This window comes from Actinopolyspora sabaoui (assembly GCF_051225635.1).
Classification (GTDB): Bacteria; Actinomycetota; Actinomycetes; order Mycobacteriales; family Pseudonocardiaceae; genus Actinopolyspora.
Map to the genome: position 1 here is coordinate 15,859 of NZ_JBMIHH010000005.1, position 16,861 is coordinate 32,719.

Here is a 16,861-nt window from a genome sequence, read left to right on the forward strand (position 1 = left end):
GGGGTCCTGTGCCGTAGCGGCGAGGCGGTAGTCGATTCGGACGTCCCTGTAGGTGGTCTGTGGTTCAACCGGTTCGGGGAAGTTCGTGCGTTCGGAGACGGACTCGTGCTCGGACGTGCCGTGGAACCGAATCCTGACCGAGGGTTTCTCGTGAAATCGCAGTTCATCGGCTCGGAGCGTGCTGGAGAAACCGAGGTCGCTCTCACCCGAGTCGCTCACGACGGCCGGTTGCGTCGGTGGGACGTCGCCGGACGTGGCCGTTCTCGCGGACGTCTCCGGGTTTCCGAGCGGCCGGATTCCCCACTGCTGCGGGGCCGTCCGGCCGAAGGCCGTTCCCGCCTCGGAGCGTCATCACGCTCCTCCGCGGACTCAGTGGGCTCCTCCGTGTCCTCCCGTCCGGAGGCGCTCCCGGTTTCCTGGTTCTCCTTGCCGCCCCTTTCGTCGGGTGCCTCCTCGTCGGGTGCCTCCGCCGGCGCGGCCTCCGCCGAGTTGTCGCCTGCCCCCGCTGCCGTCCCCGTTACACCCTGCGCTGCGCCGGTGGCAGTGTCCGCCACGTTCGAGACCGCCTCGCCCGCTTCACCGCCGATCCCCCGCACTGTCTGTCCCGTACCCCGTCCCAGCTCGTCGACGGCACCTCCGGCGCCGCTGCCGACCTGCCGGACAGCCTGGCCTGCTCCTGCGCCGGTCTGCTCGACCGCCTCTCCGGCGCCGCTGCCGACCTGCCGGACAGCCTGGCCTGCTCCTGCGCCGGTCTGCTCGACCGCTTCTCCGGCGCCGCTGCCGAGTTCGGCTGCCGCCTGTCCCACGCCTTGCACGGCCGGCTCGACGCTGCGGACGACCTGCTCGAGAATCTGTGGGTTGCGATCGATGGAGGTCAGTACGCGGTCGAGAATGCGGGCGACGGTGCCGAGCCGAACCTTGAGCAGGGCCTCCGCCTTGACGCCGGTGATGTCGAGCGAGACCCGTCCGAGGTCGACGTCGGCCCCCACATTGAGCTTGACGAGATCGAGTACCTCGGCCTGCAGGGACACGTGAGCGCGTAGATTCTCGACCTCCAGGTTGATCTCGTCGACCGAGAGGTTCGGCACGTCGAGGAGGACGTCGGGCTCCTGCTGGGCCGTCTCGTCCGAGTTCGTTTCAGGGGCTGCTTCCGATTCGGGGACGTACTCCACATCGTTCTGGTCGTCGGCCTCCGCTGAAGCCATGCGAGCACCTCCTTCCCGCTTCCTGTCTCAAGGGCCCCACCGCTGCCGCCGCGTACCGGGCTGTTCCGAATCCCGAGAGCGGCAGAGGGAGTTTGTCTGCCGTACCTTCGATAGTGCCGAGACCGAACAAAATATGCGAGCCGAATGATGCCGTAATTGCGGAGTCTCTCCGGTTCGGTGTAGATTTTTTCGGTTCGCTTTTCGTGATCACGGCAATCGATCTCTGTGAATATTTTTGTCGTCCGGTATGCGAAGTTTCGCGAATGGTGACCAATGTGGATCAAAGAGGCGTGTGTGTTGATTTTTGCTCGAGAGGACGAGGCGAGGTTGTGCAGGTACTGTGGGGTGCGAGGGCTCGGCTCGGGGGTTGGGCGGCACGTTCGGGCGAACGTAGGAATCATTTCGGGCCCACGTGTTCCCTCGGGTTGGTTTTTCAGTAGGAGGTCGAATCATGAAAATGGGACCTCGGGTCGCTGCCGCGGTGGCGATCGGTTATGTTCTCGGGCGCACCCGACGGATGAAGTTCGCGATCATGGTCGGCAGTGTCCTGGCGGGACGCAAGCTGAAAACGGACCCGAAACAGCTGTTGCAGAAAGCGGGCGCCCTGGCAGCCTCCTCGCCGGAACTGAACAAGCTCAGCGAGACCGTACGCGGTCGTCTGATGGAGGCGGCGAAGGAAGCCGCGACAGCGACGGCAAGCAACAAGATCGACGCGCTCGGCGAGAGTCTGATCGAGCGAGCCGAACAGGTGCGAAATCCCTCCTCCGAGCATGAGGCTTCGTCCGAAACCGCTGCGGAGGAAGAGCAGAGCTCAGCCGGACAGGCGAACGGTGCCCAACGGGAAGAACGAGATAGTCGGAAAGATCGTTCTCCGGAGCACGACGAGAAGACGGGGGAAGACGAATCCGCCACGGATTCCGGCAGTGGCGAACAGAAGGCTCCGAGACGTCGGCCCACGCAGCAGCGTAGTGAGAGTCAGGAATCCGGCGCCGCACGAGGGCGTTCGAGCGGCAAGAGCGGCGCCGCTGGGAGGAGCTCGAGCCGAAGCGAACCGCGGGGGACTCCCAGAACCCGGGAGACGCCCTCCTCGCCCCGTCGGAAGCGAGGTGATGGGGATGGCTGAAAGCAATTCGGATAACAGGCCGGGGCAGGGGCTGGTCGATGAACTTCCCACGGGGCAGCTCCAAAAGGCCGCGCAGAAGTTGGTGCAGGCCTTGATCGCGCGGGCGGTCGGTTCGGTAAGCGGCAGGGTCGAGAACCTGACTGAGCGACTCGGCGCTGTCGCCGAAGGCGGCGGTTCCGGCCTGGTGAGCGCCATCACGGGCAGGGAGAAGCAGCACGGTGACCGAGAAAGCTCCGGTGGTCTCACCCGCTTGACCTCCCGATTGAGCAGTGGTGCGACCGCACTGAGCAGTGGTGCGGCCACCGCGGCGAAGACGGTCGGGCAGGCCGTCGGCGCGGGAGGCAGTGGCGAAGCAAGCGGTGGGAACGGTGGTGACGGCAGCAGTGGGGGAGGTTCGAAAGCCGTCAACATCATCGAGGAGTTCGACGTCGGATTGCCGCTGCGGGACGCCTACAACCAGTGGACCGAGTTGCAGGACTTCCCGACGTTCACCCGCAAGGTGGAAAACGTTGACCAGGAGTCCGACGAGAAGGTCAACTGGAGAGCGAGGATCATGTGGTCCCACCGCAGTTGGGAGTCCACGATCATCGAGCAGATTCCCGACAGCAGGATCGTGTGGCGCTCCACCGGCACCAAGGGCTCCGTGGACGGCTCCGTCACGTTCCACGACCTGGCGCCCACTCTGACGAGGATTCTGCTCGTACTCGAGTACTACCCCGAGGGATTTCTGGAGAAGACGGGAAATCTCTGGCGCGCGCAGGGGCGACGCGTGCGAGCGGACTTCAAGCAGATCAAGCGCCACATGATGACCAGCACGATTCTGGAGCAGGACGAGATCGAGGGATGGCGCGGCGAGATCCGCGACTCGGAGGTCGTCCGGACTCACGAGGAGGGGCTCCAGCAGGAGCAGGAGGAAGAGCAGAACGGCGAAGAAGAGTACTACGACGAAGAGCCCGCTGCGGACGGGTGACATGAGGAGAGTACTCGCGCGTGACGCGTGCGAGCGGAGCCGCGCACCGAGCGGAGGATTCCGCTCGCTCTCACGGTCGCACCGGTTGCCGGCGAGCCGACCGACGAGAGAGACCGACCGGCGGAAGAAACCGACCGACGAAAAACGCTGACCGACGGCGAAACCGTCGGTCAGCGTCTTGTTCGGACCTAGAGGGCGTTCAGCCCTTCTTGGTCTCCCAGAAGATCTTGTCGATCTCGGCGATGTAGTCCAGCAGCTCCTGGCCCGTGGCCGGGTCCATCGAACCCTTGGTGCCTGCCGCACCGGCGGCCTTGGTGGCCTTGTTCACCAGTTCGTGCAGCTGCGGGTACTTCTCGAAGTGCGGAGGCTTGAAGTAGTCGGTCCACAGTACCCACAGGTGGTGCTTGACCAGCTCCGAGCGCTGCTCGGCGATGTTGATCGCGCGAGTGCGGAACTCGGGGTCCTCGTTGTTCTGGTACTTCTCCTGGATGGCCTTGACGGACTCGGCCTCGATCCGTGCCTGCGCCGGGTCGTACACGCCGCACGGCAGGTCGCAGTGGGCGGTTGCTTCCAGACGCGGGCCGAGAAGCCGCGACAGGAGTCGCATACTTCCTCCCTGAAAGTGACAGTGAATGCTCCGACGGGGCCGACCCTACTCCGTTACGATCGTTGTTGTCTTACGGAGGTAGGTGTGTGTTCGCTCGGTCGGCTGCGCTGGCGCAGGCTGCGTGTGCGGGGCCCCTCGATGGCTCCCACCCTGCGGGACGGGGATATCGTGCTGCTGCGATTGCGCACCGAGCCGAGGCCCGGCGACGTCGTGCTCGTCAGGTGGCCGTCCAGGCCGGACCAGCTCTCGGTGAAGCGGGCGGTGTGCCGTGCCGAAGGGGGTTGGCACGTCAGCGGGGACCACGCCGCGGCCTCCACCGATTCCCGCCAGCTCGGCCCCGCCGATGTGCTGGGGGTGCTGCGCTGGCGGCTGGTGCCGCGCCCCGGTCGGATACGTTGAGTAGTTACCCGTTGGGGGTTCTCCGGCGCGGTTCGGCCGTGGGAACCCCGCATTCGCAGTAGAAACGAGTCTGACTTGTGTCCGTGCTGGTCACGATTCGTGTCCGAACCTTCGGCGGTGGCGCGGCGCTCGTCCTTCGGTCTGTCATTCGGAGGAGCGCAGCCGTTCATAGTGCGCCAGACAGTCCTCGTGGCGCGGCAGGATGCCCGCCTCGCTCGCCTCGGCCAGCGAGGGAGCGGAGCGATCCTTTTCGGACAACACCGGCTCCGCGTCGAGCTCGTTCCACGGTAGCCCGAGCTCGGGGTCGAGCGGGTCGACCGCGTGTTCGGCCGGAGGGTTGTACGGCGTCGAACAGAGATAGATCATCACCGTGTCATCGCTCAGCGCCGCGAAGGCGTGCCCGAGGCCCTCGGCCAGGTACAGCCCGTTGTAGTTCCGTGAGTCCAGCCGCACGGCCTCCCACTGCCCGAAGGTGGGGGAGCCGAGCCGCACGTCGACCACCACGTCGAGCAGGCTCCCCTGTGGGCAGTAGACGTACTTGGCCTGTCCTGGTGGAACGTCGGCGAAGTGCACACCGCGCACCACGTTGCGGTGGGACACGCTGTTGTTGAGCTGTGCCAGGGGCAGTCGGTGTCCGATCGCCTCGGTGAACGCCTCCTGCTGGAAGGGGGCCACGAACAGGCCCCGGTGATCGGGGAAGGCCGGAGGGGTGAATTCCACGGCACCGCTGATGCCCAGTCGACGCATGTCCACACCGGCAGCCTATTACCGGTGTTCTCCGGTTCTGTCGAGGGGAAAGTAGCGGCGGGAAGGCATCGGTGGGAAGGCGGCGAGGGGAGTTTCTCCCCCGCACGGAGGATCACCGGAACGAGTGTTGACAATTTGTTGAAGATGCTGGTGTGGTGTGACCCTAGTCGCAGACAGCCCCGGGGGTGGCTGACATACTCGGCGAACCGCAGCGTCCGCCGAGCTGCTGCCCGGACCTGGGCAGTCGGTCTCGGTCGCCCCTAGACGCCTCGCCGAGTGGCACCAGTCCACACGGCGTGCGACGTCGCCCATCTGCCACTCGGGAGTCGATCCCGGTGGCCAGGTCAAGGCAACAGGAGGACGCCGTGACCACCGTTAGTGATCATCAGAACACGTCCGATTCCGCGTCCGCGCAGCCAACGCCGAACGCGGAGTTGACCCACGAGGAGATATTCGGAGCGCACGAGGGTGGGAAGCTGGCCGTCGCCCCCACCGCGGCGCTGACGAGCCCGCGCGATCTGTCCATCGCCTACACACCGGGTGTGGCCAAGGTCAGTCGTGCGATCAACGCGGACCAGACGCTGACTTCCCGCTACACCTGGACCAGTGGACTGGTGGCGGTTGTCAGTGACGGCACCGCCGTTCTGGGGCTCGGTGACATCGGTCCCCGAGCTTCGCTGCCGGTCATGGAAGGCAAGGCGGCGCTGTTCAAGAATTTCGCCGGCCTGGACTCCATCCCCTTGGTGCTGGACACCACCGACAACGACGAGATCGTGGAAACCCTGGTCCGGCTGCGTCCCTCGTTCGGCGCGGTCAATCTGGAGGACGTGGCCGCGCCGCGGTGTTTCGATCTCGAACGCAGGCTGGTCGAGGCCCTGGACTGCCCGGTCATGCACGACGACCAGCACGGGACGGCGGTCGTGACCCTCGCCGCGTTGCGCAATGCCTGCCGACTCTCGGGACGCGAATTCGGTTCGCTGCGCGTGGTGATCTCCGGTGCGGGGGCCGCGGGAGTGGCCTGTGCCGAGATCCTGGAGGCTGCCGGGGTCGGCGAGGTCGTGGTGGCGGACTCACGAGGCGTGATCCACTCCGGCAGGGACAACCTGACCCCGATCAAGGCCGAACTGGCCGAGCGTACGAACCCCCGGCACGTCACCGGCGGACTGCCCGAGGCCCTGCGCGGGGCCGATGTACTCATCGGTGTCTCCGCGGGCACTATTCCGGCCGAGCTGGTGGAGACGATGGCCGATGACGCCGTCGTGTTCGCGTTGTCCAATCCGGATCCCGAGATTCATCCGGAGGTCGCGGCCAGGCACGCGAGCGTGGTCGCCACCGGCCGTAGCGACTTCCCGAACCAGATCAACAACGTGCTGGCGTTCCCCGGGATCTTCAAGGGGGCGCTCCACGCCGGTTCCCGGATGATCAGTGACCGGATGAAGGTCGCCGCCGCCGAGGCCATCGCCGCCGTCGCCTCGGAGGAACTGGCCGCCGACTACATCGTGCCCAGTCCGCTGGATCCCAGGGTCGCGCCGGAGGTCGCCGACGCGGTTGCCGAGGCCGCCAGGCAGGACGGGGTGGCCACGGCCTGAAGGGCGGATTCGATCCCGGAATCCCCGAGGTCACGTCTTCCGTACGCCTCACTCGGGGTGGAGCAGGGGAGGGTGCATCCGGCCGCGCCGCCCGGGCGCGGAACCGGAACCGTACGGGAAAGCGGGGCCGGTCGAGACAGGCTCTGTCGTCGACCGGCCCCGAGTCGTTTCACCACGGCCCGGTTGGCGACGCGTCGTGAGTCCGGGTGGCTCGGCGGCATCCCGGCGACAACCCGACCCGTGGTTGTCTCCGGCTCCGAACATCACTGTGTGATTTGCTCGAGAACGCGTCACGTTGTCGACAGGTGAACGTCCCAGCTTGAGAGAAGTCAGCCTTAGTGGTGACGTAGCGGCCTGGCTTTTCACCCGAATGCCGGTATGGTTGGAATTGCCAGCTGTGGCCCATGCCACTATTGGTTAGTCAGCCGGTTGCGGGGCGTACGCGAACGCAGTGGCGATGCGGAGGTTGGTGCGTGACCGAACGCAGCAGACAGGACCGGCGAGCGGGACGCGGGAAACCACATCCCCCGGAGAGGTATCAGCCGGTCGGTTCCGGTGCGGCCGCCGATCTCGACGCACCGGCGGAACCGTTGCCCGATGCGCCCGCACTGTTGAGCAGCCCGTCCGGCACGATCATCCGCGCTACCGACCGGGCCGCCAAACTGCTGGGGGTGAGCTCCGGTGGTGCGCTGCCGGGGCGCTCCCTGAACGAGTTGTTGACCGTCGAGGGGGAGTTCGTCAAGCCGAGCGAGCGTGCCGAGGATGTCTGGTTCCGCGTCCTGAGCTGGCCGAATCGCGGAAACCCGAAGTTGACGGTCACCCTGCTCGTCGACGTCTCCGATCTGATGACCCCCAGCGCGCGGACGCTGGCCAACGAACGCCGCAAGTTGCAGAACGCGCAGCGCGTGGCCAGCTTGGGCACCTGGGAGGGGAATCCGCACACCAACACGCTCCGGCTGTCCGAAACGCTGCTGGAGATCACCGGTACCCCGCCCGGTACCGAGACCACCTACGAGTACTACCTCGATCACATTCATCCGGAGGACAGCCCGCGGGTCGATCGCTGTTGGCAGGAGTTGATCGACAACCACGTTCCTCTCGAGATCGAGTACCGCTATATTCGCCCGGACGGGGAGATGCGGATCCTGCTCTCCCACGGAGCGGTGATAACCGACGTCGCCGACCGTCCGCTGTTGGTCGGCACCGCCCAGGACGTGACCGAGCAGCGTACCGCCGTCACCCGCATGGAACGCTCCAGCCAGCGATTCGCCGACCTGGTCAGCGTCGTGCCGGTCGGCATCGGATTGTTCGACGAGACCGAGCGGTTGATCGACGCCAACGACGCGATGTGCGACCTGCTCGGTTACCGGTTGCAGGAGCTGCTGGGCAACACGGTCAGCGGGATAACGCACCCCGACGACCCAGGGGGCGGTCTCGGTGGAACCGAGCTGCGGCACGCCTCGAACGGTCGGCGTGGCGAACCGCTGCAGCGGATGCTGGCCCGCTCCGACGGTCGGCCGGTTTACTGCGAGCTGCACAGCTCGTTGTCGGTGCGCGACGACGGAACGAAGTCCTGGCTGGTGGTTTTCCAGGACGTCACCGAACGTCGCCGCAACGCCGAGGCTCTGCGGTTTCAGGCCACCCACGATGAGCTGACCGGGCTGCCCAACCGGGCCGCGGTCAAGGAAATGCTGGGCAACATGCTCGCGGAGGGCGACCCCGACCGTATCGCTGTGTTGTTCTGCGACATCGACAACTTCAAGCGGATCAACGACTCGCTCGGCCACGACGCCGGGGACGACATGCTCGTGGCACTGGCCCGGCGGCTGGAGGGAGGGCTGCCCGACGGCTGTGTCGCCGCTCGTATTTCCGGTGACGAGTTCGTGGTCATCTGTGCCGACGTCCACGAGGTGGGGGGTACCGACTCGCTGGCCACCAGGGTGTCCGGGCTGTTACGGACCGCCGTTCCGGTACGTGGCCAGTTGGTTCGGGTGTCGGCCTCCATCGGTGCCTCCGTGCCGGACGAGACCAACGACGGGGCCGATCTCCTCCGTTTCGCCGACGCCGCCATGTTCGAGGCCAAGCAGGGTGGCCCCGGCAGGGTCTCGTTGGCCGGGCCGTCGCTGATGGCTTCGGCGGAGAGCCAGCTCCACCTGGAGGGCCAGCTGCGGGAGGCACTGCACCACGATCAGCTGACGCTGTACTACCAGCCGGTGGTGGATCAAGACGGGGGCATCGTCAGTGCCGAGGCGCTGCTGCGGTGGCCGCACCAGGAACGTGGCCTGCTTTCCCCCGGGACCTTCCTCCCGGTCGCCGAGCAGGGTGGGTTGATGCGCGACATAGACCGCTGGGTGCTGCGCACCTCGCTGCGCGAAGCGGCGGAATGGCCCGGATCCGGCACGACAGCCGTGTCGGTGGCGGTGAACCTGTCCGGGATGGTTCCCGGCGATCATGATTTCGTCGACTACGTCATCGACTGCGTGAACCAGGCGGATATCTCCTGGGACAGAGTGGTGCTGGAACTGGTGGAGAGTTCCCTGGTCGATCTGCCCTCGCACGCTCGGGCGGCCATGACGGAACTGGTCGAGCGGGGTGCCAGGTTCGCCGTGGACGATTTCGGCACCGGCTTCTCGTCGCTGGCGCGGCTCAAGGAACTACCCGCGCAGATCATCAAGGTCGACCGCCGGTTCGTGGCCGACATCCACTCCGACAACAGCGATTTCGCGGTGGCCAAGGCAGTCGTGGACATGGCCAACGCCATGGGGCGTTCCTGCATCGCCGAGGGGGTCGAGAACGCGCAGCAGTTCGACACCCTGCTCGGAGCGGGGGTGGCCAAACATCAGGGCTGGTTCTTCTCGCCGCCGGTTCCCGCCAGCGAGTTCCACGCCATGCTCGCCGGAGGTTCCCTCATCGCCGCACGCGGTCCGAATTAGTGGATTCCACAGCTTGGTGCTCGTGGGTAGCCGCTTGGCGGAACCTCTCGCACGGCTCTCGCTGCGGGGGCCCCGACATCGGGTAGCGACCTACACCACGTCGGGGCCGTCCTCGCGAGAGCCGCACGGGAGAACCCGCGGCGGTGCCGAGGGCGTCAATTTCGTGGGAAATTGACGGGGTTCGGGCCGCGCCGCCGCACCGGCGCGGCGATTTCGCGAGAAATTGACACCGCCCCGGAACTGACGCGGCCCAAGGGCTGACGCCGCAGCGATGGCGGCTCACGCGGCGGCTTCGGTGTGCAGCAACGTGCTCAGCCGATGGCGGGGCAGATCGATCAGCCGCAGTCCCAGATCGGCGCTGTCGGCCACCAGGGCTGCCACGTGCTCCCTCGCCGCACGCTTGGTCAGCGGGGTCTCGGAGTTCGCGATCAGGGCCTCGCGCCAGACGTTGCCGATCTTGCCGTGGGCCCGGTGCGAGAGGTACCCGGCGATCCCGCCGCCCTGTTTCCGGCGTTCCGCGACCACGACAGCGTGGTTGGCATCCGGTTTGCCGCGCTGGAAGCGCAGCGCGTACTTGGCACCCACCACGTGCGACAGCGAGTTCTGCGCGTGCTCGCTGGTGATGTCGGGATGCCGGTTCGGTACGAGGAACCCCGCCCGGTCGGCGTTGCAAGCGAGCAGCATACGCAGCAACCACGGCCCGGGATCGGCCCGGAGGTCGAAGACCGGAACCGCTCCACCGGTCCGCAGCGGACGCTGCCAGCCGGGCGAACGCAGTTCCCCCACTTCGCTGCCGACAACCCCACCGAGCGCCCGCAGGAAATCGGCGCCGGGAGCTTCCTCGCCGCTTTCCAGCGACTGCGGACCGTGGGTGTAGATAGCCTGCCGTTCACCCGTCGACTTGTGGGCTTTCGCGGTGGGCTGGCACACGTACAGCGCGCTCGTGCTCCCGATGGCCTCCGCGCCGTGGTACTCGTTGAAACCGGTGACGATGTTCTCGAACACCATGCCCAGCCGCAGCAGTTCCTGCTGCACCTTGTGCCCCAGTGCCGGTGTGCGCGGGCTGAAACCGTATGCCAACAGCAGTCTGCTGTTACCGTCGGCCATGGCCTCCGCCGCCCGTGCGGTGAACAGCCCCATCCCTTCGGGGGTGTAGGGCGGGTCGCTGAAGACCAGTTCGAAACCGTCCACCAGCGCCGTCGGCAGTCCGAACCGCAGGTCCGCGTGCACAGTGTGCACCGGCAGCTGGTGCTCGGCCGCGATTCCGTCGATATGGGCGAGGATCCGCTCGTCGAGATCGACCACGGTGACCCGCAGTCCCGGAACCAGCAGGCAGCTCGCCAGCGAGGTCAGGTCGTGGTCGCCGAGCAGCAGCAGGTGGGCCCGGTGGAGGTCGTAGTTGTCGCGCAGCCACGCCGCGCGGCGCACCGCGGTTTCGGGGGTGGCCGTCACGTGGTCCAGCGCGGCGCAGGGCGCCGGCCCGGTGGCGATGAATTCACGGAGGAGCCGCTCGGCCTCCTCGTCCTGCCGTGGGGCCTCGGGCTCGTCGAACAGGACCTGCTCCCGGTAGCGCTCGTGAGCCGAGTCCCGCAGCCGATAGCCGTCCGGGCCGTGTTCGACGTCCTCGCCCGCCAGCCGAATCAGCTCCTCCACCGTTCTGCGCGGTGTGCGGCAGCTCCGCACCAGCTCCGACAGGGTGTGCGGTCGGCGTGTCAGCAGGGTGAAAACGTGCCGCAACGGACGTGCGAGCACGCCTTCGTGGTGGAGTCGCTCGCGAACCGCCTCGACTCCCACGGAGTCGGTGGCGGCTTCGGCCTGGGTGCTCATGTCTCGTCCCGCTGTCGGTGTGCGCACTCGTCCGGTTCGGCGGTGCGCAACCAATTGTGCACACCGGCGGGTGTCCCACACCCCGGCGCCCGTCGTGCTCGAAACGTGTTCGCCGATGTCGCGGGTGTGAGGATCGCTGAGCACGTTCGCATGATTTCCGCTGCCCTGCCGAGGTGGTGATTACGCGTAAGTCTCATTACATCGCGTGAGACAGCTGATCGGGTTAGGCTCGGCGAGGCTTGCGACGGTCGGCGAGTGACCGTCGGTGATCCGGGAGGGGGCTCGGTGATCGAGTTCCGGTCCGTGCGCAAGCAGTACGACGACGGCACGGTCGCCGTGCAGGAGTTGAGCCTGACCGTTCCTGTGGGAACGATAACCGTGCTGGTCGGCCCTTCCGGCTGTGGCAAGACCACACTGCTGCGGATGGTCAACCGGATGATCGAACCCTCCTCGGGGGAGGTGCTGGTCGACGGTCACGATGTTCGCGACTCGGACCCGGCCGGGCTGCGCAGGGGTATCGGCTACGTGATCCAGCAGGCGGGCCTGTTCCCGCACCGCACGGTTCGCGACAACGTCGCCACCGTGCCCCGGCTGTTCGGGCACAGCCGACGCGACGCGCGGCGTCGGGCCGAGGGGCTGCTGGAACGCGTGGGACTGCCCGCCGAGCTCAGGAAACGCTATCCGGTGCAGCTTTCCGGCGGGCAGCAGCAGCGGGTGGGGGTCGCCCGCGCACTGGCCGCCGATCCGCCCGTGCTGCTGATGGACGAACCGTTCAGCGCCGTCGACCCCGTGGTGCGGGAGGGGCTGCAGGACGAGCTGCTGCGGTTGCAGGGCGAGTTGGGCAAGACCGTCCTGTTCGTCACGCACGACATCGATGAGGCGGTCAAGCTCGGCGAGAACGTGGCGGTGCTGCGGCAGGGTGGTTACCTCGCGCAGTACGCGCCTCCCGAACAACTGCTGGCCGAACCCGCCGACGACTTCGTGACCTCGTTCGTCGGGCGGGACCGCGGCTACCGGAGACTGTCCTTCGTGGCTTCGGACGGGCTCGCCCCCGGTCGCGTGGACACCGTGCGCATCGGCGACACCAGCGCGGATGTTCCCAGCCAGGCCGAGTGGGTGCTGGTGCTCGATCCGCACGAGCGGCCACGCGGCTGGCTCCCGCCGGGAGCCCCCATCCACGGCCAGCTCACCGAGGACCAGCTGATCGCGGGTGGCTCGCTGCACATCAACGGCGCCCCGCTGCGTGGCGCGCTGGACGCGGCCCTGTCGTCGCCCTCCGGGCTGGGAGTGGTCGTGGACGAGGACGGCGTCCACCTCGGTGTGGTCACGGCACGGCAGGTACTCGACATCCTGGAATCGCGGCGACATCCGGCGGTCGCCGAGGGTGCTGCCCGGTGATGGACGAACTGTTCAGGTACTTCTCCAGTCCGTCCAATCGCGAGGTGCTGCTGGAGCAGATCGGCCAACACGTCTACCTCTCGCTGGTTCCGCTGGTGGCCGGAGTGTTGCTGGCGCTGCCGCTGGGCAGGATGGCGCAACGGATCGGCTGGTTGCGGGCGGCGCTGCTCGGGACCGCGGGCATCGTCTACACCATCCCGTCCCTCGCGGTGTTCGTGCTGCTGCCCAGCCTGATCGGCACCGACTTCACCTCCTCGCTCAACGTCGTCATCGCGCTGACGCTCTACACGACGGCGCTGCTCGTGCGCCCGGTACTCGACGCCCTGGAGGCGGTGCCCACCCACGTCACGGTCGCCGCCACGGCGATGGGCTACCGCCCGCACCGCCGGTTCCTCGCGGTGGAACTGCCGCTGGCGGTTCCGGCGCTGACCTCGGGAGTGCGGGTGGCCTCGGTGAGCAACATCAGCCTGGTCAGCGTGGGCGCGCTGGTGGGAACCGGTGGGTTGGGGCGGTTGTTCATGGTCGGCTTCGAGCGGGACCTGGTGCAGATTCCCGTCGGAATCGTGCTCACCGTGCTGCTGGCCCTGTTGGTCGACCTGCTGCTGGTGCTCGGCAGCAGGCTGCTGACCCCCTGGGAACGCGTCGGGCGGGCGGTGATCGCTTCGTGATCACCGACATAGCGGCCTGGCTGCTCGACCCGGCCAACTGGACCGGCGAGGAGGGCGTGCTGCGCCAGGCATGGCTGCACCTGCTCTACTGCGTGTTCGCGGTCTGCGCCGCTGCCCTGATGGCGGTTCCGCTCGGCCTCTACATCGGACACACCGGCCGAGGTTCGGTGTTCGTCGTGGGCTTCAGCAACGCCATGCGCGCCCTGCCCACGCTGGGGCTGGTGACCGGGCTCGCGGTGTTGTTCCGGGGAAGCGTCGCCCTGTCCGCGCTGGTTGTGCTCGCCTTTCCCGCCGTGCTGTCCGGTACCTACGCCGGGGTGCGTGCGGTCCCCTCGCAGGCGGTGGACGCCGCCAAGGGAATGGGCATGACCTCGAGACAGCGGTTGTGGCAGGTGGAGCTTCCCAACGCGCTCACCTTGCTGATGGGCGGGGTGCGCAACGCGATGCTGCAGGTCATGGCAACCACGGCTGTGGCGGCTTATGTCGGTCTCGGTGGTCTGGGGCAGTTGCTGATCGAGGGGCAGACGATCGGGCGTTACGACCAGATGGCCTCGGCCGCGATCCTGATAGCGCTGCTGGCCGTGCTGGTCGATCTGGCACTGGCGGGGCTCACCTGGTTGCTCGTACCACGCGGGGTGACGCTTACCGCCGCGAACACCGGGGCACGGCCCCGAGGCAGGAGGAAACAACGATGAAGCGGCTGGTAGCACCGGTGGTCGCCTTGGTGGCCGCCATGGGGATGCTGTCCGGATGCGCGGATCCCACCGAGTCGGGTGCCGACTCCGGCGGGCCGATCGTGGTGGGCTCGGCGAACTTCAGCGAGAGCCAACTGTTGATGGAGATCTACGCCGAGGCGCTGCGCGGCACCGGTGCCGAGGTCACCACCGAGGGCCGCATCGGTGCTCGCGAGGTCTACGTCGGCGCGGTCCGCGACGGTGAGATCTCGGTGATTCCGGAGTACACGGGCAACCTGCTGCGGCACTTCGAGGAGAACGCCTCGGCCACCGGTTCCGAGAAGATCTATCGGGCGCTCGAGGGAGCGTTGCCGGACAGTCTCCGGGTGCTGGACTACTCCGCGGCCGAGAACTCCGACGTGCTCACGGTGACGAGCGGGACCGCCGAGAGCGGGCTGCGTTCCATGGCCGATCTGGGGTCGCGCTGCGGCGACCTGGTGCTGGGAGCTCCTTCCGAGTGGGCACCGCGCTGGAAGCAGCGCATCTCCGAGGTGTACGGCTGCACCTTCGCCGACATCAAGAACCTGGAGGCGGGCAGCGTTCGGGTCGACGCGCTGAACGACGACCGCATCCAGGTGGCCAACCTGTTCAGCACCACCGCCGCGATCGACCGCGACAACCTGGTGACCCTGGACGACCCGAAGAACATGTTCCCCGCGCAGAACGTGTTGCCGCTGGCACACCAGGGGGCGTTGAACGAGGAGCAGGCCGGGGTGCTCAACAGGGTTTCCGAACAGCTGACCACGGCCGATCTCACCCGCATGAACAAGAGGATGTCGGTGGACAAGGCCAACCCGAAGGATCTGGCCAAACGGTTCGTGGACCAGCTCGAACTCTGACGCGGCCTCGAACTCCGACGCGGCGCTGCCTACTCGGTTGCCGGGCACTCGCTCGGCGGGACCCCCGCCTCGTGAGCGGGTGCCCGGCAACGCTCGGTAGCGAGCGGCGCTGCGTTACGGACAGCGTGTGTTCGGACAGCGTGTGTTCGGAAATCAGGCGGCGGGGCGCGCGGCCCAGACGGTGCGTTCGGTGCGCACCGCGAGATCGTCGCGCCGCAGGATGCTGTCCGGCCCCTCGGTGTCGAGCAGCCGGTCGAGCGCGCTCAGGTCCTCGGCCGCCAGCGTCTCGGCGACACCGTCGCGGAGCCGCCGCAGGCTGCCCAGGGCGTACCTGCCGACCGCCTCGTCGCGGGAACCCTCGATGTCGACGGTGACGCCGCGTTCGGCCGCGACGGTGAAGCCCGCGGTGGTGAGCTTCGGCCCCCAGTCGGCACCGCGGTGGGGCACGTGCTCGGCGTGCAAGCGCTCGCTCGCGGCGTGGCAACGTTCCTCCAGGCCGGGTCGATCCGCCGGTGCGTTCCCGGGCAGGAAGCGGGGGAAGCCCGCCAGCTCGACGACGGCGAGCAGCCCACCGGGAGCGAGAATCTCGTTGACCCGGCGCAGTGCGCGATCGGGATCGGCCATGTGGTGCATCGCCGCGGAGGCCCACACCAGGTCCGGAGTGCCGAGGTCGGGCCAGGTGGCGTCGAGGTCGGCCTCCACGGTGTGCACACGTTCCGCCAGTCCCGCTGCCCGCGCCTTCTCGTGCAGTCGTTGGAGATGTCCGGCCGAGGAGTCGACAGCGGTGACGTGCGCGTCGGGGAAGTGGTCGAGCAGGGCGAACGTTCCGGTGCCCGTCCCGCAACCCAGATCCATGATCTCGTGCGGGGGCGTCGTGACGGGCAGCCATGCGGCGATCGACCTGATGTGCTCGGCGAGCACTTCCGCGTCCAGCTCGAGGAGCTCCGCCTGGTCCCGGTCGTGCTGGTGGTCGTGATGTGTCTCGTTCGGGTGCGCGTTGCTCATGTGCCCCACGCTAGAAGCGTTGTGCGAATTCGGCACGGAAATTTGCCAATTACGCAAGAAGGTGCTCGGGGGTACTGTCGTCTGATCCGGCGGACGCGCGGCCTTCGCCCGGCGAACATCACCGATGAGGCGTGGTGTGGCGGCCGACATAATTTTGCGTGTTGCGAAATTTTGCATCGCGCGCAATAATAGCCGCGTGACGACGACACACGTGGCTGCCGAGACGGGCCTGCGCGAGCGCAAGAAGCAGGCCACTCGCCGTGCGCTCCGCAGTGCGGCACTGCGGCTGGCCGCGGCCCACGGTGTGGATCAAGTCACGGTGGAGGCGATCGGTCAGCGGGCCGGAGTCTCGACACGGACATTTTTCAACTACTTCGGCAGCAAGGAAGAAGCGCTGGTCGGTGACGGAGCCGAACTCCAGTGCCGGATAAGCGCGGCCCTGGCGGCCGCCCCCGACCAGCCGTTGCTGTCGATCCTGCGGCAGGCCCTGCACGAGGCAGCGATCGATGTCGTCGACATGCGCGAGGAGATGCTGCTGCGCAAACGGCTGCTCTCCGAGTGTCCGGCACTGTTGCCACAACACATGGCCAACTTCGCCGCCGCCGAACGGGCCATCGCCGAAGCGGTGGCAGAGCACCTCGGCGTGGACGTCGAGAGCGAGCTACGCCCCAAGCTGGTGGCAGCGACGGTCACCACGGTGGCTCGCGTGACCTTCCAGCACTGGCACGGCAGCAGCGACGCCGAACTCGACGCGTTGATCGACGAGGCCTTCGACCGTCTCCAGCTCGGCCTCTGAAACCGCACGGCCCCCGGGGCC

At 67.4% G+C, this 16,861-nt stretch carries 15 protein-coding genes; 10 read left to right on the forward strand and 5 right to left on the reverse strand.

Annotated elements, in window-relative coordinates:
* Positions 1 to 215 precede the first annotated feature (215 nt).
* The gene (locus ACOQFL_RS10075) at positions 216 to 1,205 is read right to left on the reverse strand and encodes a hypothetical protein (RefSeq protein ID WP_435543863.1); all 990 of its coding nucleotides are present in this window, start codon (positions 1,203 to 1,205) and stop codon (positions 216 to 218) included.
* 451 nt (positions 1,206 to 1,656) lie between these two features.
* On the opposite strand from ACOQFL_RS10075, the gene ACOQFL_RS10080 reads away from it, so the two are divergent.
* The gene (locus ACOQFL_RS10080) at positions 1,657 to 2,328 is read left to right on the forward strand and encodes a hypothetical protein (protein ID WP_435543864.1); all 672 of its coding nucleotides are present in this window, start codon (positions 1,657 to 1,659) and stop codon (positions 2,326 to 2,328) included.
* Positions 2,321 to 3,298, forward strand: coding sequence for an SRPBCC family protein (locus tag ACOQFL_RS10085; RefSeq protein WP_435543865.1), 978 nt, complete (start codon positions 2,321 to 2,323; stop codon positions 3,296 to 3,298). Before ACOQFL_RS10080 ends, ACOQFL_RS10085 begins: the two co-directional genes overlap by 8 nt.
* 199 nt (positions 3,299 to 3,497) lie before the next feature.
* On the opposite strand, the gene sodN is transcribed toward ACOQFL_RS10085, so the two are convergent.
* Entirely contained in the window at positions 3,498 to 3,905 is a 408-nt protein-coding gene (sodN, locus tag ACOQFL_RS10090) for a superoxide dismutase, Ni (protein ID WP_043576769.1), read from the reverse strand.
* Between the two features lie 84 nt (positions 3,906 to 3,989).
* On the opposite strand from sodN, the gene sodX reads away from it, so the two are divergent.
* On the forward strand, positions 3,990 to 4,304 hold the full coding sequence (sodX, locus tag ACOQFL_RS10095) for a nickel-type superoxide dismutase maturation protease (RefSeq protein ID WP_435543866.1): 315 nt from the start codon (positions 3,990 to 3,992) through the stop codon (positions 4,302 to 4,304).
* 144 nt (positions 4,305 to 4,448) lie between these two features.
* On the opposite strand, the gene ACOQFL_RS10100 is transcribed toward sodX, so the two are convergent.
* Positions 4,449 to 5,051: a dTDP-4-dehydrorhamnose 3,5-epimerase family protein gene (locus ACOQFL_RS10100; RefSeq protein WP_435544274.1), complete on the reverse strand. Its 603-nt coding sequence runs from the start codon at positions 5,049 to 5,051 to the stop codon at positions 4,449 to 4,451.
* Between the two features lie 365 nt (positions 5,052 to 5,416).
* Here ACOQFL_RS10100 and ACOQFL_RS10105 point away from each other — a divergent pair, with 365 nt between their 5' ends.
* A complete protein-coding gene (locus ACOQFL_RS10105; protein WP_435543867.1) occupies positions 5,417 to 6,640 on the forward strand; it encodes an NAD(P)-dependent malic enzyme in 1,224 nt (407 codons plus the stop codon).
* A 473-nt stretch (positions 6,641 to 7,113) separates the two neighbouring features.
* A complete protein-coding gene (locus ACOQFL_RS10110; RefSeq protein ID WP_435543868.1) occupies positions 7,114 to 9,573 on the forward strand; it encodes a putative bifunctional diguanylate cyclase/phosphodiesterase in 2,460 nt (819 codons plus the stop codon).
* A gap of 279 nt (positions 9,574 to 9,852) precedes the next feature.
* Here the strand turns inward: ACOQFL_RS10110 and ACOQFL_RS10115 are convergent, their stop codons facing one another.
* Positions 9,853 to 11,400, reverse strand: a complete 1,548-nt coding sequence (locus ACOQFL_RS10115) for a bis-aminopropyl spermidine synthase family protein (RefSeq protein WP_435543869.1) — start codon at positions 11,398 to 11,400, stop codon at positions 9,853 to 9,855.
* A gap of 285 nt (positions 11,401 to 11,685) precedes the next feature.
* Here ACOQFL_RS10115 and ACOQFL_RS10120 point away from each other — a divergent pair, with 285 nt between their 5' ends.
* Genes ACOQFL_RS10120 through ACOQFL_RS10135 form a run of 4 tightly spaced genes read left to right on the forward strand, consistent with a single transcriptional unit; the run spans position 11,686 to position 15,039 of the window.
* On the forward strand, positions 11,686 to 12,798 hold the full coding sequence (locus tag ACOQFL_RS10120; RefSeq protein ID WP_435544275.1) for an ABC transporter ATP-binding protein: 1,113 nt from the start codon (positions 11,686 to 11,688) through the stop codon (positions 12,796 to 12,798).
* Positions 12,798 to 13,466, forward strand: coding sequence for an ABC transporter permease (locus tag ACOQFL_RS10125; RefSeq protein ID WP_435543870.1), 669 nt, complete (start codon positions 12,798 to 12,800; stop codon positions 13,464 to 13,466). Before ACOQFL_RS10120 ends, ACOQFL_RS10125 begins: the two co-directional genes overlap by 1 nt.
* On the forward strand, positions 13,463 to 14,161 hold the full coding sequence (locus ACOQFL_RS10130) for an ABC transporter permease (protein ID WP_435543871.1): 699 nt from the start codon (positions 13,463 to 13,465) through the stop codon (positions 14,159 to 14,161). Before ACOQFL_RS10125 ends, ACOQFL_RS10130 begins: the two co-directional genes overlap by 4 nt.
* Positions 14,158 to 15,039, forward strand: coding sequence for an ABC transporter substrate-binding protein (locus ACOQFL_RS10135; RefSeq protein ID WP_435543872.1), 882 nt, complete (start codon positions 14,158 to 14,160; stop codon positions 15,037 to 15,039). The genes ACOQFL_RS10130 and ACOQFL_RS10135 overlap by 4 nt, the downstream gene beginning before the upstream one ends.
* A 153-nt stretch (positions 15,040 to 15,192) precedes the next feature.
* Here the strand turns inward: ACOQFL_RS10135 and ACOQFL_RS10140 are convergent, their stop codons facing one another.
* The gene (locus tag ACOQFL_RS10140) at positions 15,193 to 16,044 is read right to left on the reverse strand and encodes a class I SAM-dependent methyltransferase (protein ID WP_435543873.1); all 852 of its coding nucleotides are present in this window, start codon (positions 16,042 to 16,044) and stop codon (positions 15,193 to 15,195) included.
* A gap of 196 nt (positions 16,045 to 16,240) precedes the next feature.
* Between ACOQFL_RS10140 and ACOQFL_RS10145 the strand changes: the two genes are divergently transcribed.
* Positions 16,241 to 16,840, forward strand: a complete 600-nt coding sequence (locus ACOQFL_RS10145) for an acyl-CoA-like ligand-binding transcription factor (RefSeq protein ID WP_435543874.1) — start codon at positions 16,241 to 16,243, stop codon at positions 16,838 to 16,840.
* Positions 16,841 to 16,861: the final 21 nt, after the last annotated feature.

Excerpts from the sequence above, each read along its gene's own strand:
- ACOQFL_RS10135 (WP_435543872.1), top strand. The coding sequence starts at position 14,158 with ATGAAGCGGCTGGTAGCACCGGTGGTCGCCTTGGTGGCCGCCATGGGG.
- ACOQFL_RS10100 (WP_435544274.1), bottom strand. The coding sequence starts at position 5,051 with ATGCGTCGACTGGGCATCAGCGGTGCCGTGGAATTCACCCCTCCGGCC.
- sodN (WP_043576769.1), bottom strand. The coding sequence starts at position 3,905 with ATGCGACTCCTGTCGCGGCTTCTCGGCCCGCGTCTGGAAGCAACCGCC.
- ACOQFL_RS10125 (WP_435543870.1), top strand. The coding sequence starts at position 12,798 with ATGGACGAACTGTTCAGGTACTTCTCCAGTCCGTCCAATCGCGAGGTG.
- ACOQFL_RS10085 (WP_435543865.1), top strand. The coding sequence starts at position 2,321 with ATGGCTGAAAGCAATTCGGATAACAGGCCGGGGCAGGGGCTGGTCGAT.
- ACOQFL_RS10115 (WP_435543869.1), bottom strand. The coding sequence starts at position 11,400 with ATGAGCACCCAGGCCGAAGCCGCCACCGACTCCGTGGGAGTCGAGGCG.
- ACOQFL_RS10080 (WP_435543864.1), top strand. The coding sequence starts at position 1,657 with ATGAAAATGGGACCTCGGGTCGCTGCCGCGGTGGCGATCGGTTATGTT.
- ACOQFL_RS10140 (WP_435543873.1), bottom strand. The coding sequence starts at position 16,044 with ATGAGCAACGCGCACCCGAACGAGACACATCACGACCACCAGCACGAC.
- ACOQFL_RS10075 (WP_435543863.1), bottom strand. The coding sequence starts at position 1,205 with ATGGCTTCAGCGGAGGCCGACGACCAGAACGATGTGGAGTACGTCCCC.